The sequence below is a fragment of the Bacillus sp. OTU530 genome, assembly GCF_038440375.1.
This window is the reverse complement of sequence record NZ_JASATP010000051.1, coordinates 1-14460: the sequence shown is the minus strand read 5'-3', so window position 1 is coordinate 14460 and position 14460 is coordinate 1. Positions and strand designations below refer to the sequence as shown.

15 protein-coding genes and 1 pseudogene are annotated in these 14460 nt (G+C 37.8%); 11 read left to right on the top strand and 5 right to left on the bottom strand.

Going from position 1 to position 14460, the window contains the following annotated elements:
- Nucleotides 1-8: 8 nt before the first annotated feature.
- The 4 genes from srlA (AAHB12_RS25425) to AAHB12_RS25410 form a co-directional block, all read right to left on the bottom strand.
- Nucleotides 9-545 (bottom strand): PTS glucitol/sorbitol transporter subunit IIC, encoded by a 537-nt coding sequence (gene srlA / locus AAHB12_RS25425; protein WP_129730869.1) that lies wholly within the window; start codon nucleotides 543-545, stop codon nucleotides 9-11.
- Between the two features lie 55 nt (nucleotides 546-600).
- Nucleotides 601-957, bottom strand: coding sequence for a PTS glucitol/sorbitol transporter subunit IIA (locus AAHB12_RS25420; protein ID WP_129730871.1), 357 nt, complete (start codon nucleotides 955-957; stop codon nucleotides 601-603).
- 1212 nt (nucleotides 958-2169) lie between these two features.
- On the bottom strand, nucleotides 2170-2589 hold the full coding sequence (locus AAHB12_RS25415) for a cupin domain-containing protein (protein ID WP_342047930.1): 420 nt from the start codon (nucleotides 2587-2589) through the stop codon (nucleotides 2170-2172).
- 49 nt (nucleotides 2590-2638) lie between these two features.
- Nucleotides 2639-3109 (bottom strand): NUDIX domain-containing protein, encoded by a 471-nt coding sequence (locus tag AAHB12_RS25410; RefSeq protein ID WP_342047929.1) that lies wholly within the window; start codon nucleotides 3107-3109, stop codon nucleotides 2639-2641.
- Nucleotides 3110-3400: 291 nt separating this feature from the next.
- On the opposite strand from AAHB12_RS25410, the gene AAHB12_RS25405 reads away from it, so the two are divergent.
- The 7 genes from AAHB12_RS25405 to rpiB all read left to right on the top strand — a co-directional run bounded on the left by AAHB12_RS25405 (nucleotide 3401) and on the right by rpiB (nucleotide 9125).
- Nucleotides 3401-4675 (top strand): NAD(P)H-dependent oxidoreductase, encoded by a 1275-nt coding sequence (locus tag AAHB12_RS25405; protein WP_342047927.1) that lies wholly within the window; start codon nucleotides 3401-3403, stop codon nucleotides 4673-4675.
- A gap of 136 nt (nucleotides 4676-4811) precedes the next feature.
- Nucleotides 4812-5240 (top strand): transcriptional regulator GutM, encoded by a 429-nt coding sequence (locus tag AAHB12_RS25400; protein ID WP_342047926.1) that lies wholly within the window; start codon nucleotides 4812-4814, stop codon nucleotides 5238-5240.
- Nucleotides 5241-5261: 21 nt separating this feature from the next.
- Nucleotides 5262-5789 (top strand): PTS glucitol/sorbitol transporter subunit IIC, encoded by a 528-nt coding sequence (gene srlA, locus AAHB12_RS25395; protein WP_342047925.1) that lies wholly within the window; start codon nucleotides 5262-5264, stop codon nucleotides 5787-5789.
- Nucleotides 5790-5806: 17 nt separating this feature from the next.
- Nucleotides 5807-6838 carry a PTS glucitol/sorbitol transporter subunit IIB gene (srlE, locus tag AAHB12_RS25390; RefSeq protein WP_342047963.1) on the top strand — a complete coding sequence of 344 codons (1032 nt, stop codon included), beginning with the start codon at nucleotides 5807-5809 and terminating at the stop codon, nucleotides 6836-6838.
- An 81-nt stretch (nucleotides 6839-6919) separates the two neighbouring features.
- The gene (locus AAHB12_RS25385; protein ID WP_342047923.1) at nucleotides 6920-7279 is read left to right on the top strand and encodes a PTS glucitol/sorbitol transporter subunit IIA; all 360 of its coding nucleotides are present in this window, start codon (nucleotides 6920-6922) and stop codon (nucleotides 7277-7279) included.
- A gap of 57 nt (nucleotides 7280-7336) precedes the next feature.
- Complete coding sequence (locus AAHB12_RS25380) at nucleotides 7337-8281, top strand: sugar-binding transcriptional regulator (protein ID WP_342047922.1); 945 nt, start codon at nucleotides 7337-7339, stop codon at nucleotides 8279-8281.
- 397 nt (nucleotides 8282-8678) lie between these two features.
- Nucleotides 8679-9125 carry a ribose 5-phosphate isomerase B gene (gene rpiB / locus AAHB12_RS25375; protein ID WP_129732085.1) on the top strand — a complete coding sequence of 149 codons (447 nt, stop codon included), beginning with the start codon at nucleotides 8679-8681 and terminating at the stop codon, nucleotides 9123-9125.
- A 100-nt stretch (nucleotides 9126-9225) separates the two neighbouring features.
- On the opposite strand, the gene AAHB12_RS31960 is transcribed toward rpiB, so the two are convergent.
- Complete coding sequence (locus tag AAHB12_RS31960) at nucleotides 9226-9417, bottom strand: DDE-type integrase/transposase/recombinase (RefSeq protein WP_446715615.1); 192 nt, start codon at nucleotides 9415-9417, stop codon at nucleotides 9226-9228.
- A 1065-nt stretch (nucleotides 9418-10482) separates the two neighbouring features.
- On the opposite strand from AAHB12_RS31960, the gene AAHB12_RS25370 reads away from it, so the two are divergent.
- The 4 genes and pseudogenes from AAHB12_RS25370 to AAHB12_RS25355 all read left to right on the top strand — a co-directional run.
- Nucleotides 10483-11757: an NAD(P)H-dependent oxidoreductase gene (locus AAHB12_RS25370; protein ID WP_342047920.1), complete on the top strand. Its 1275-nt coding sequence runs from the start codon at nucleotides 10483-10485 to the stop codon at nucleotides 11755-11757.
- Between the two features lie 214 nt (nucleotides 11758-11971).
- The gene (srlA, locus tag AAHB12_RS25365) at nucleotides 11972-12499 is read left to right on the top strand and encodes a PTS glucitol/sorbitol transporter subunit IIC (RefSeq protein ID WP_342047918.1); all 528 of its coding nucleotides are present in this window, start codon (nucleotides 11972-11974) and stop codon (nucleotides 12497-12499) included.
- Nucleotides 12500-12516: 17 nt separating this feature from the next.
- Nucleotides 12517-13548 carry a PTS glucitol/sorbitol transporter subunit IIB gene (gene srlE / locus AAHB12_RS25360; protein ID WP_342047962.1) on the top strand — a complete coding sequence of 344 codons (1032 nt, stop codon included), beginning with the start codon at nucleotides 12517-12519 and terminating at the stop codon, nucleotides 13546-13548.
- A gap of 222 nt (nucleotides 13549-13770) precedes the next feature.
- Nucleotides 13771-14460, top strand: a pseudogene (locus AAHB12_RS25355) (transketolase); the annotation flags it as partial.

Genomic DNA, 14460 nt, shown 5'->3' with positions numbered 1-14460 from the left:
CCCCCATATTATGCAACATTTTGTTTGGAAGCTTCATTGCGTTTCATAAGGAATGCTGTAATTTTCTCAGTTATAATTCCTCGCATTAGACTCACGGTAAGACCAGCTACAAGGTACAAAACAGCCAATTCAGATTGATTTCCAACCTTTGCAAAACCATTAGCAATTCCGAGGAAAATAAACAGCTCTGCTGAATTCGCATGTGGAAAAATCCCAGAGATCGGATGACAAAAAGACACAGCAGAATCATAGAATGCAGGTTTCTGTTTTTCAGGAATAAATCTTCCAAAGGTATAAGCCATAGGATTTGTTAAGAAAAACATGCTAAGGAACGGTATGAGTGTATATCTAAATATGGTAAAACGAGAAATCTTTTTCATGAAACCAAAGATTCTCTCCTCGCCGACCAACTTAATAAAAGCGGTTACAATTGTAATCAAAACTATAAGAACAGGAATAATCCCTGTAACAAATCCCATAAATACGCCGGCACCCTCTTTAATCATTGCCATAAATCCCTCTGCTAATTTAACAAAAAGCTCCATTATTTATCCCTCCCAATTAAAGAACTTGTTAAATACTTGAACTTTTTCAGAATCACTATTTAAGCACTATATAATCATTAACCTTAAGTTCTGGATACTCTTCAGGAGTTACTAAAATGGCTCCTGGAAGAAGTTCCTGTGAAGTGTCATCTTTAAAATAAATTGAAAGGTGACCTAGATCTTCAAAATTTTTATTAGCAAGTGACCCTACTTTTTCAATCTTATAGACTTTATTTCCAATTTCTAATGTCCCACCCTCAACAATTGAGTTTTCCGGTTGTTGTTTTACTTCATGAACAACTGAAAATTCCTTTAATTCAGGTGGAGCAGCTGGACCGAAAAGGATTAATAAATTTTCTTCTCTAAACTCTGGAGCAGCTGGACCAATTTCTATAATTTTTGTTTCTAACATAAAAGTTTCTCCCTTCATCTAAAAAATTTTTTATAAATATCGAGTTCCTGCCGACAAAATGAGGATACTGTATGATGATACATTTTCTAGAAGGTAAAATTCTGATTTCCTTACGCTAAGGGTACTTTTGACCAAAAAACCTTGTTTTAGGTATATCAATTTACAGTAATTGTCTTAGCGTATAAAATCCGCGAAATGTCGTCAGGATCCCGAATGAAGCACATAAATGGAATAACTGCATAAGAATAGATTTCATTAGGAATCTATATACCTCTTTCAAACAAATGTAATCTTTGCACAGAACCGGAAGTTGAGGACTATCTATTTATCTAGTACTTATATGAGAGTTGAGACGTGTTCAAAATGCGCAACGTCATGTTCCGGATGGGTTATCTTTACTTTTTCTACTTTTACTTAATACCCATTTGTGAGATTTTTGTATCCGCTTACAAAAAAGATGCACATACTCAATCATCAATCAATATGTTGCAGCACCAAACAGAGTTCATTATTTTTTTAAAAAGATCAGAAGGATTCGATTCTATGACAATCGATATAATGATTGCAATAATTCGGAATATACAGATAGAATATTCTAATTTATGTAACAGCCCCCTTATCAGTACTTTTCCCAATGATAGTTAAACAAGCATTAAAGTTATACTAATAATCCTCAAGCACTGAATCTGTATTATGCTAATTTACACCAAATTTGTTCCTTTTTGTTAATTTGGGTTAATTTATATTCAGTATACTATCATGACTTTTATACAGAAGCAATAACATTTTTTATAGTTAGTTAATTTTGTTATAAAATCAAAATTATTTTTATTTTCAGTTATTTTTTAGTGAATAACTTTTTTTATGCTTCTAATCAATTAATGGTTACTTTTCGCATACAAAAAGAGCGTTTCTACTATAAAAAACTTCAAGAAAAGATCCCTGCAAAGGAACTTACTACTGTTATGAGGGGGATTTATTTTGATTTTGAAGTATGGGATGTTATTGAAGAACAGTCACAAAAACTAGGATGTGGAGGAAAATCCAAATTGGTGAATGAGACTGTCAAAAATTATTTACAACGGAACCAGTAATTTCCTCGAAAAAACTTAGTCTGGACCTATTTTTTTCAGCAGGGGAGGGAAAACAAGTCCAAGCTAAGTATACAGATGTCGTAGCTTTTGTGACTTTGATAAGGAAAGCTTAGTGACATCATTCCTCACTAAGCCAGTTTTTTATTTCATCTGTCACTTCAACATGCATCTTATCGTTGCCTGGTGGTGCTTTAATAAATAAAATGGTTGTTCCTGGTTGTGAACGTTGGGCGTATTTAATACCTGGTGGAGTCACATAAAAGTCCCCTTTACGAAAGGTATACTGCTGACCTGTCTCTACATCCTTATATTCTGTCATACCACTGATTATGTACTGATATTCGTATGCTTGAGTATGATAGTGCGGCAATTCACTATAGAATTCATCATATGAGGTAATGCCAATTTCCAAATTGTCATCCTCTATATGCTCAAGCGCCTGAGGGCGTGATAATTTACCTACTAAGTATTGTCTAGTAGTATCTTCTAATGCCTTTGTAATCTGTTCATTCTTAATAATATGCATTTGTTTATTCATCTAGTTCCTCCATAGATTTCATAGTATCTTTTCCCAATCATTAATTGATTTATCGTATAAAGGCTTTACTCTCTCCGCTGAGAGCATCTTGAATTCGTATCTTCTGGGTTACGTGAATATTTAAAGAATCCAACTTGCTTAGCGCAATAAATTCTACCCTTTTTGATTCATCACTAATTACTAGTGAACCACCTATAACCTCGCATAAAAAGCAAATCGAAAATTGTTGTCGAACTTCCCCATCTTTATATGCTATGACATGATTAGGATCGCTGTACACTCCAACTAGTTGTTTTATCTCTACATCAAAACCAGTTTCTTCCTTTACCTCCCGCTTGATTGCTTCCTCTACGGTTTCTCCTGGTTCCATTTTTCCACCGGGCAAAGACCACTTTTCATTATCCACTCGTTCTTGAAGTAAAATTTCCTGTCTGTTATTAACAATTACAGCTGAAACAGCAGGAACGATTGTTTGTGGTTTTGGGGCATGTTGATCGTAATAATAATCCTTTCTATTCATTTTTTGCTCCTTTCCATTTCTTTAATATTATTTCACAAAATTTATTGACAACCCTTTCATTTAGTTTTATTATAAGCACATGGCAGTAACATATGATAAACACTGTGTCATATGTTAATAAAACGAATCTTTTGTTACTGTCTAAGAAAAAAGTTAAGATATTTTTCATTATAGATAATGTTGAAAAATTTAACAAACAATAAATTATTTAGCTCGTCTTATTTTTTAACTTTATTATTAGAAAACGATTAAAAGGTTGAATTTTAGAAGTATTTAAAGGGGGATATAACAATGTCAATTTATCAACAGCTTTTAGAAAGAGAACGTGCGAATGAGCCAATTAAAGTAGGTGTTATCGGTGCTGGACAAATGGGATTTGGGATGATTGCTCAAATTTCTAGCATTCCAGGCATGGCAGTAACAGGAATTAGTGATATTAATGTTGAGGCTGCACAAAGAGCTGCAGATTATTATAATTCAAAAGCAGCTAAGAAAGAGCAAATTGTTGTAACAAATGATTTCCGTCAAGTGATTCAATCCTCTAACGTGGAAGTAATTGTCGATGCTACAGGTGTTCCGGAAGTAGGAGCAAACATTTCTCTTGAGGCGCTGCTAGCTAAAAAACATCTTGTTTTATTAAATGTTGAAGTGGACATCACAATTGGTTCTATTATGCATAAGATGTTTGACAATGCTGGGTTGATTTACACAGGTTCAGCGGGTGATGAGCCAGCAGCAACACTAGAGCTATTTGAATTTGCGAAAACAATGGGTATGGAAGTATTAGTTGCGGGTAAAGGAAAGAATAATGCATTAAATGTGACAGCAAACCCTGACACTGCAAAAGAAGAAGCAGCGAGCAAAAACATGGCTGCTCACATGCTTGCCGCTTTCCAAGATGGTACTAAGACAATGGCTGAAATGAACCTATTATCGAATGCAATTGGATTCGTGCCAGATGTAGTTGGAATGCACGGAATCGCTGGAGATCTTGATTCAGTTGTGAAAGATCTAGATTTGAAAGAAAATGGCGGAGTATTAAATAAATTTGGCGTAGTTGAGTATGTAGATGGTCTTGCACCTGGAGTGTTTGTCATTGTAAAAGGCCAAAACGAAGGTGTAGCACATGAATTGAACTACTTGTTGAAAAAAGGCGAAAGAGATCATCACATCCTATATCGCCCATATCATTTAGCAAGTTTGGAAACACCAATCTCTATTGCAAAAGCGGTGTTGGAGCATGACTCATCTATTCATCCTCTAGGCGCACCAATTTCTGATACTGTTGCAGTTGCAAAACGTGACATTAAAGCTGGAGAAACATTAGACGGTATCGGAGGTTATTGTGTACGCGGCGTGCTTGAAACGCATCAAGACATGAAGCAAAACGGTCATATCCCGATCGGTTTAATCAGTGGTAATGTTGTAGCTAAGAAAGACATCCGCCAAGGACAGTTCCTAACAACGGATGATGTAGAGTTAGACACTAATACAACAGTTTGGAAATTACGAGCGCTTCAGGACCGTTTATTCCCTACGCAGGACCTGCGTGAGACAGTACTTTAATCGTAGTGTAATGTAAAGATCGCTTTGGTTTGTAAGATGGTGTTGCAAAACTTATAGCTTTAAAAAAGGGTTACAAGAGTTTTGCAACACTGTTCTCGTGCTAAATGAGCAATTGGGAAGGAGGCCGTTACTCTTTATGGAAATTATCATTATTTTATGTGGCTTATTAATTGTTCAGCATGTACTGACTTTCATACAAGTTCGATACTATCGCAAAAACATGGATAAAATTGTGAAAAAATACACCCGGAAAAAAGGATATTATTTATTCTCTGGGATGGAAAGAAGACAATTCCGCCCAGGGGCAATCGTTATGCTTGTTGTAGATAGTAATTATATCGTTCAAGAATGTTATGCGGTTAATGGTTTTTCTATCCTATCAAAGTTTAAAGAAGTAGGAAATTACAAAGGACAACATGTAGGGGCCGTTATAAACGAAGTGCAAGAACAAAATATAAACAAAAAAGGAAAGCGTAAACAACTACCTGCATTAGGTGCGGCTCTTACAAAGGCTGCTGAAAATGCTTTATTATCAATATCTAAAAAAAATATCTCTACGGTGTAATGGGAAGGAGTGTTGAGTTCGATGGAATGGATTCAATGGTTTGGAGAGCATTTTATCGGAATGTTTGATGCCGGTGGAAAACAGTTTATGGGGTTGTTAACCGGGATTGTTCCAACGTTAGTTGTTTTGTTAACGTTTACGTACGCAATGATCAAATTCATCGGGGAAGAGCGAGTGAATAGGGTCATTCAATTTGCTGCAAAATATACAATTTTAAGATATACGTTAATGCCGATGTTATCTATTATGATGTTGACTAACCCAATGGCTTATACATTCGGCCGATTTGTACCAGAAAAGCAAAAGCCAGCATTTTATGATTCTTTAGTTTCCTTCTTGCATCCTGTTACTGCTCTGTTTCCTTATGCAAATGCAGGTGAGCTGTTCGTGTATTTGGGAATTGCCAACGGTATAAAAGAAGCTGGTTATTCTATGTCAGAACTTGCTGTCCGATACTTTTTAGTGGGAATCGTTATTATGCTGGTGCGTGGCGTGATTACAGAGATGATCACAAAGTATCTAGCGAGAAAAATGGAAGCGAATTCTTAATTTAGGGAGGGATTATGATGGGTGCTCGCGCAATTTTTGTTGATAAAGGTTCAGGGGGCTGGGGAAGAGGCCTAAGGATTGAACCAAAAGGGAAAAAAGTAAAGGTTGTTTCTGTTACAGGCGGAGGAATCCATCCTGTTGCTCGAAGAATAGCTGAATTGTCAGGAACAGAAGCTGTTGATGGATTCAAAAACTCCGTACCGGAAGATGAAATGATGTGTGTAGTAATTGACTGCGGGGGGACTGCGAGAATTGGTCTGTATCCAATGAAACGTATCCCGACAGTTGATATTCTTCCGTCTTCTCCGTCAGGCCCGTTGGCTAAACATATTACAGAAGACATTTTCGTTTCAGGAGTTACAGAAAAACAAATTAAGCTAGCAGACGAACAATCAGGAGTTACAGAGGGTCAACAAGAAACGGAAGAACAAGAAGCAACGAAGAACTTTGATACAAAAGATAAAGAAAGCTTCAAAAAGAATTATGAAGAGCTTAAAAAGGAAAAGCTAGATAATAATGATAACTTTTTAATGAGATTTTCAAGAGGGATCGGAAAAGTAACAGGAACGTTTTATCAAGCGGGCCGAGATTCGATTGATATGCTGATTAAAAATATCATTCCATTTATGGCATTTGTCAGTATGTTAATCGGAATTATTAACTACACGGGAGTTGGAAATTTAATTGCTAACTTCTTGTCACCTCTTGCAGGCTCCCTATGGGGATTAATCGCGATTGTTGTGGTGTGTACCTTGCCATTTTTATCTCCAGTGCTTGGTCCTGGCGCGGTAATCTCACAAGTTATTGGTGTATTAATTGGTACACAAATAGCTGCAGGGAATATTCCGCCTCAGTTCGCATTGCCAGCTTTATTCGCAATCAACGGACAAGTAGGTGCTGACTTCGTACCTGTTGGTTTATCACTTGGTGAAGCAAAACCTGAAACCATTCAGTATGGTGTACCTGCAGTATTATATAGCCGTTTAATCACAGGTATTCTTGCGGTTGTCATTGCTTATGTTGCAAGCTTTGGAATGTATCAACAATAAGCCTATATCTATTTTATAAGTATTGAGAATATCAGTAACATTTGATGTTGCATAATATTACAAAAAAATGGAGGAACTAACATGTATAAAAGTATTGTAAAAGAAATTGGGGCATTAGCTTTATCATTCGAAGAGGAAAAAATTGTGGTTTTATTTGGTCCTCAAGCGACGCAAGAGTTAAAAGAAATAGCGGTTATCCATGAGTTAGAAGGAAACAGTTCAGAAGAACCGATTAAAGAAGGCGGAACGCTCCAAGTTGATGATCAACAATTTACAATTACAGCTGTAGGGTCTGCAGCAAATAATAATTTAAAGGAGCTCGGCCATATTTCAATCTATTTCTCGGAGCCGGCTGAACAAGTTCTCCCAGGAGCTGTATTTGCTAGCCCACACGTACTTCCAAAGTTTAAAGAAGGCAGTATAATTGAATTTAAGGGTTAGTGTAACAAGGCCCTCTAGAAGTGAGATATTAGAGAAAATGAAAGAGGGTGTATTAATGTGTCTTCTTTTGAAGATAGAAGAATACTCGTCAAAATTGCTCATATGTACTACGAAGAGGGGGCTACCCAATCGCAGATTGCGGATGAAATTGGAGTAAGTCGTTCCCTTATCTCTAAGTACCTTGCCAAAGCTAAAGATCTTGGTATTGTTGAAATTATTATCCATGATGATACCATTCATCCTTTTAGGCAGCTAGAAGGAAAGCTCGAACGATTGTATGGTTTACGTGAAGTGGTATGTATCCCGAATCTCGGAAATGAGTCATCCAAAAGCCGACTGGGAGCTGCAGCGACTAAATACCTATTAAGGGTAATTCGAGATGGACAAACCATCGGAGTTTCGGCTGGAACGACTCTACATGAGGTAGCCGAGGCTATGTCCACGAATCAGCAGTATCCAGCTGTTACCTTTGTTCCCCTAGTTGGAGGAATGGGAAATGAGAGGGTAGATATCCATGCAAACCATATTGTCGCAAAGTTAGCCGAGAGTATGCAAGCTCAATACAAGCTCCTTCATGCTCCAGTAATGGTGGATTCTAAAGAAGCAAAAGAAATATTTATGAGGCAAACCTCCATTCAAGATGTTTTTAACTTAGCTACTCAATCCAATATAGCAATTGTGGGGATTGGGGGAACGCCAGAGCACTCAACCATGGTACAGTCTTATTTAGGGAAGGAACATCAGGAGCATTTTGACCATACAGATATAGTTGGAGATATTTGTTACAATTTCATTGATAAGAATGGACGGACAGCCCATAGTTCGTGGAATGAAAAAGTTATTACGTTGGAATTAGAGAAACTAAAAGAAATTCCCCTTATCATTGGAGTGGCTTGTGGATTAGAAAAGGTACAAGCAATAAAAGCAGCATTGGAAGGTAGATTGGTTCATGTACTAGTTACAGATGAACAAACAGCCAAGGCTTTGTTGGACCAAGTCTAAAAGCAGTTCGGGACGAGATATTTATACAGTCGTCCCGTTATTTTTTTGCACTTTAAGAAAATATAAATTTCTAGCTGGAAGACAATTCGACGTAGTGAGAAATTTTAGGAATGAAATATAAGTTCAACTACGCCTTCGTCTTCGCCCGAGGGCAGAGCTCGCCAATCAGCGAGTTTTCTTTACACTTTAAGAAAGTATAAATTTCTGGCTGGAAGACAATTCGACGTAGTGAGAAATTTTAGGAACAAAGTATAAGTGCAACTACGCCTCTGTCTTCGTCCAAGGGCAGGGCTCGCCAATCGGCGAGTTTTCTTTAAAAATAAAGAAGAATTCAAGTTGCAGATATTACCGCTTCTGGTGATATTGAATTTGGCATTATCGAATAGGGGGAAAGAAAGTGAAAGTAGCTATTGCATCTGACCATGGCGGTATAATTATTCGTAAAGAAATAATTTCCTTGATGGAAGACATGAATATCGATTATATAGATTTAGGCTGTGAATGCGACACATCTGTTGATTATCCAGATTATGCGATTCCAGTAGCTGAAAAAGTAGCAAATGGTGAAGTAGAACGTGGTATTCTGATTTGTGGTACAGGCATTGGAATGAGCATTGCAGCAAACAAAGTAAAGGGAGTTCGCTGTGCGCTTGTGCATGATACGTTTAGCGCTAGAGCAACAAGAGAACATAACGATACTAATATATTAGCGATGGGAGAGCGCGTGATCGGTCCTGGTTTAGCTCGTGATATTGCAAAAGTATGGTTAACAACCCCTTTTGCAGGTGGTAGACATGCAACACGAGTTAACAAAGTCAAAGTATATGAAATGACTCATAAATAGAGTGATATTATCCTTCCTGTGTATACAGTTTTATTGGATAATTCTATTATCTGTTGTGAGTAGAAAGTTTCACACTTTAATACGGCGAAGGAGCTTTCCTTTACGGCATTATCATGGCAGTTTCCTTACGGGATATGCTTGTGGTAATGCCGTTTTCTTTGGCATACATCTGGAATTCCTTAGAGGTATAGATACTTCCATGATCAGAGTGAAGAATGACAACCGTGGCATCACGCTTACGTATCGCCTGTTTGACATAGCTGAGAAATTCAAGGTTGCAGGCATCTGTAATGGTGAAGAGAGATAAGGCACAACCTCCAAATAGGGGATACGTTACAGTTGTAAACCAATTTTGATTCCGTGAAGTTTCTTCAAATTCTCTTTGGGGAGAGTTAGGAGATACAACCGGATCCGCTCCTGCTTTCTATATATTTTTTCTTCCACTAGCCCTTAGATAATAGTCCATACGTTAATCCTACATGGAAATCCAATCGTCTGACAGGCGCTCAGACTGTTATCACAAAGTTTGATTTCCACTCCATTTGATCTCCGCTAGGTAATATACTCTTGTGATCAAAACAAACAAACCTCCCTTGGTTCGCCTATTTAGTATGCGAATCAAAGGAGGTTTTTTCATGACCTATTATTAGGGCTCACTTCACTTTAGAGTACAGGGGATTCTGTGTCTACCTTCTAGAAGAGATCATATCACTCCTTAATGCATGTTTAACATATTTGTCTAGCTGTTTGGATTACCTCATAAACAGTTCTGTCCTGCCCATTCTGTGCTACGTACGACGTCATTAGCATTACTATCCGCTACAATTAGTTGTTTTGTGTCTGTATTTATTCCAATCCCTCCAGGGTCTCACCTGATCAAACACCATTTTTCAATATCCACTCGTTCTCAATATGGAATTTTATAGGTGTTGCAGATCGTCATTACCGCTGAAATAGCAGGAGTAATCAAGCATATTGACCGTAGTAATAACCCTTTTTATTCATTCTCTGAGCCTTTCCTTGTTCTTTATATTATTTCACAAATTTTATTGACAACCCTTTCATTTCGTTTTATTATAAGCACATGGCAGTAACAAATGATAAACATCGTGTCATATGTTAAATAAATTCATCTTTTGTTACTGTTTATAAAAAAAGTTAACATTATCTTTTTAATGTTAACTAATTGAACAAAAGTTACATTTCGAGTTGTCTGGTATGAGAAGTGCTAATGATAACTTGATAGAGGCAGGTTATGTAACTAGGTTCCAATTTATAAATGGTTTTATTTTCTACTTTTATATAAAAGTAATTAACATTAAAAATTTTCAGAACTTTTTAAGAGGAGGATTTAACAATGTCAATTTATCAACAGCTTTTAGAAAGAGAACGTGCGAACGAGCCAATTAAAGTGGGTGTTATCGGTGCTGGACAAATGGGATTTGGTATGATTGCTCAAATTTCCAGTATTCCAGGTATGTCTGTAACAGGAATTAGTGATATCAATGTTGAGGCTGCACAAAGAGCTGCAGATTACTATAATTCAAAAGCAGCTAAGAAAGAGCAGATTATTGTAACAAATGATTTCCGTCAAGTAATTCAATCTTCTAACGTGGAAGTAATTGTCGATGCTACAGGTGTTCCAGAAGTAGGAGCAAACATTTCCCTTGAAGCATTAAGATCTAAAAAGCACCTTGTTTTATTAAATGTTGAAGTGGACATCACAATTGGTTCTATTATGCATCAGTTGTTTGACAATGCTGGGTTGGTATACACAGGTTCAGCAGGTGATGAGCCAGCAGCAACACTTGAGTTATTTGAATTTGCAAAGACAATGGGCATGGAAGTACTCGTTGCTGGTAAAGGAAAGAACAATAAATTGCGTACCACAGCAAATCCTGATACTGCAAAAGAAGAGGCAATGAGGAACAAAATGTCTCCTAAGATGCTTGCTGCTTTCCAAGATGGCACAAAAACAATGGCTGAAATGAATCTATTGTCTAACGCGATTGGATTTGTTCCCGATGTAGTGGGAATGCACGGAATCGCCGGAGATCTTGATTCCGTTGTGAAAGATCTAGATCTTAAGGAAAATGGCGGGGTATTAAGTCAATTTGGAGTAGTTGAATATGTGGATGGTCTTGCTCCTGGGGTGTTTGTCATTGTAAAAGGCCAAAACGAAGGTGTAGCACATGAATTGAACTATTTGTTGAAAAAAGGTGAAAGAGATCACCATATCCTATATCGTCCATATCATTTGGCAAGTCTAGAAACACCAATTACCATTGCAAAAGCGGTTTTACAGCATGAATCATCCATTCACCCTTTAGGCGCACCTATTTCTGAAACTGTTACCGTTGCAAAACGTGACATTAAAGCTGGGGAAACGTTAGATGGTATCGGAGGTTATTCTGTACGCGGCGTTCTTGAAACGCATCAGGACATGAAGCGAAACGGCCATATTCCTATCGGTTTAATCAGTGGTAACGTTGTAGCTAAGAAAGACATCCGCCAAGGTCAGTTCCTAACAACTGATGATGTAGAGTTAGACACTAATACAACAGTTTGGAAGCTAAGAGCGCTTCAGGATCGTTTATTCCCTGTACAAGATTTGCGCGAAATAACACTTTAATAGTAGCGTCATTTAAGGATTAATTTAATTTGTAGATGGTGTTGCAAAACTCATAGCTTTAAAAAGGTTTACAAGAGTTTTGCAGCACTGCCTTTATGCTAAGAGAGCAACTGGAGACAATACCGTTCTTTTTTAAGGAAATTGCCATTATTTTATGTGTTTTGTTGATTATTTAATAACATCTTTAGTGTAGCGGGAAGGAGTGTTGGGTTCGATGGAATGGATTCAATGGTTTGGAGAACACTTTATCGGAATGTTTGATGCCGGTGGAAAACAGTTTATGGGGTTATTAACCGGGATTGTTCCAACGTTAGTTGTTTTGTTAACGTTTACGTACGCAATGATCAAATTCATCGGGGAAGAGCGAGTGAATAGGGTCATTCAATTTGCTGCAAAATATACAATTTTAAGATATACGTTAATGCCGATGTTATCTATTATGATGTTGACTAACCCAATGGCTTATACATTCGGCCGATTTGTACCGGAAAAGCAAAAGCCAGCATTTTATGATTCTTTAGTTTCCTTCTTGCATCCTGTTACTGCTCTGTTTCCTTATGCAAACGCAGGTGAGCTATTCGTGTATTTGGGAATTGCCAACGGTATAAAAGAAGCTGGTTATTCCATGTCAGAACTTGCTGTCCGATACTTTTTAGTGGGAATCGTTATTATGCTGGTGCGTGGCGTGATTACAGAGATGATCACAAAGTATCTGGCGAAAAAAATGGAAGCGAATTCTTAACTTAGGGAGGGATTATGATGGCTGCTCGTGCAATTTTTGTTGATAAAGGTTCAGGGGGCTGGGGAAGAGGCCTAAAGATTGAACCAAAAGGGAAAAAAGTAAAGGTTGTTTCCATTACGGGCGGAGGAATTCATCCTGTTGCTCGAAGAATAGCTGAATTGTCAGGAACAGAAGCTGTTGATGGATTCAAAAATTCCGTACCGGAAGATGAAATGATGTGTGTAGTAATTGACTGCGGTGGGACCGCGAGAATTGGTCTGTATCCAATGAAACGTATCCCGACAGTTGATATTCTTCCGTCTTCCCCGTCAGGCCCGTTGGCTAAACATATTACAGAAGACATTTTCGTTTCAGGGGTTACGGAAAAACAAATTCAGGTAGTGGACGAACAATCAGGAGCTACAGAGAGTCAACAAGAAACAGAAGAACAAGAAGCAACGAAGAACTTTGATACAAAAGATAAAGAAAGCTTCAAAAAGAATTATGAAGAGCTTAAAAAGGAAAAGTTAGATAATAATGATAACTTTTTAATGAGATTTTCAAGAGGGATCGGAAAAGTAACGGGAACGTTTTATCAGGCAGGCCGAGATTCGATTGATATGCTGATTAAAAACATCATTCCGTTTATGGCATTTGTCAGTATGTTAATCGGAATTATTAACTACACGGGAATTGGAAATTTAATTGCTAACTTCTTGTCACCCCTTGCAGGCTCCTTATGGGGATTAATCGCGATTGTTGTGGTGTGTACCTTGCCATTTTTATCTCCAGTGCTTGGTCCTGGCGCGGTAATCTCACAAGTTATTGGTGTATTAATTGGTACACAAATAGCTGCAGGGAATATTCCGCCTCAGTTCGCATTGCCAGCTTTATTCGCAATCAATGGACAAGTAGGGGCTGACTTCGTACCTGTTGGTTTATCACTTGGGGAAGCAAAACCTGAGACCATTCAATATGGTGTACCGGCGGTATTATATAGCCGTTTAATCACAGGTGTTCTTGCGGTTGTCATTGCTTATGTTGCAAGTTTTGGAATGTATCAACAATAAGCTTTGATGTTGTAGAACTTTACGGAAAACAGAGAAAGTAGCATAGACAAAAGTATTGTAAAAGGAATTGGAGCATCAACCTTATCAAATTGGAAGATAGTGTTGATGTACCGACTGATCGCAAATGCTTTATTAAACTGGATTTAAAGGTAGTCCGGGGCGATATAGATAATATAATCGTCCCGTTACTTTTTAGAAAATAAGAAAGAAGGCGAATGTAATATGAATCTATCTACTGAACAAGTAGCCATTGAACAATTATCTATTTCGGCAATTCGAACACTCTCTATAGATGCAATTGAAAAAGCAAATTCAGGCCATCCTGGGATGCCGATGGGTGCTGCTCCGATGGCGTATACATTATGGGCACAATTTATGAACCATAATCCACGCAATCCAAAATGGTTTAACCGGGACCGTTTTGTACTTTCTGCAGGTCATGGATCTATGCTTTTATACAGCATGCTTCATCTATCTGGCTATGATGTAACGATGGATGATCTAAAAAACTTCCGTCAATGGGGAAGCAAAACACCAGGACACCCAGAATACGATCATACTCCTGGCGTAGATTGCACAACAGGACCGCTTGGACAAGGGATTGCTACAGCTGTAGGTATGGCTATGGCGGAACGTCACTTAGCTGCAAAATATAATCGCGAAGCATACAACGTAGTAGATCATTATACATACGTAATTTGCGGAGACGGTGACTTAATGGAAGGTGTTTCAGCTGAAGCATCCTCTTTGGCAGCACATTTAGGCTTAGGGCGTTTGGTTGTATTGTACGATTCCAATGATATTTCCTTAGATGGCGATTTAGATCGTTCCTTCTCTGAAAGTGTAAAAGGACGTTACGAAGCATACGGCTGGCAATATATTCGTGTAGAAGATGGAATGGATGTTGCTGCA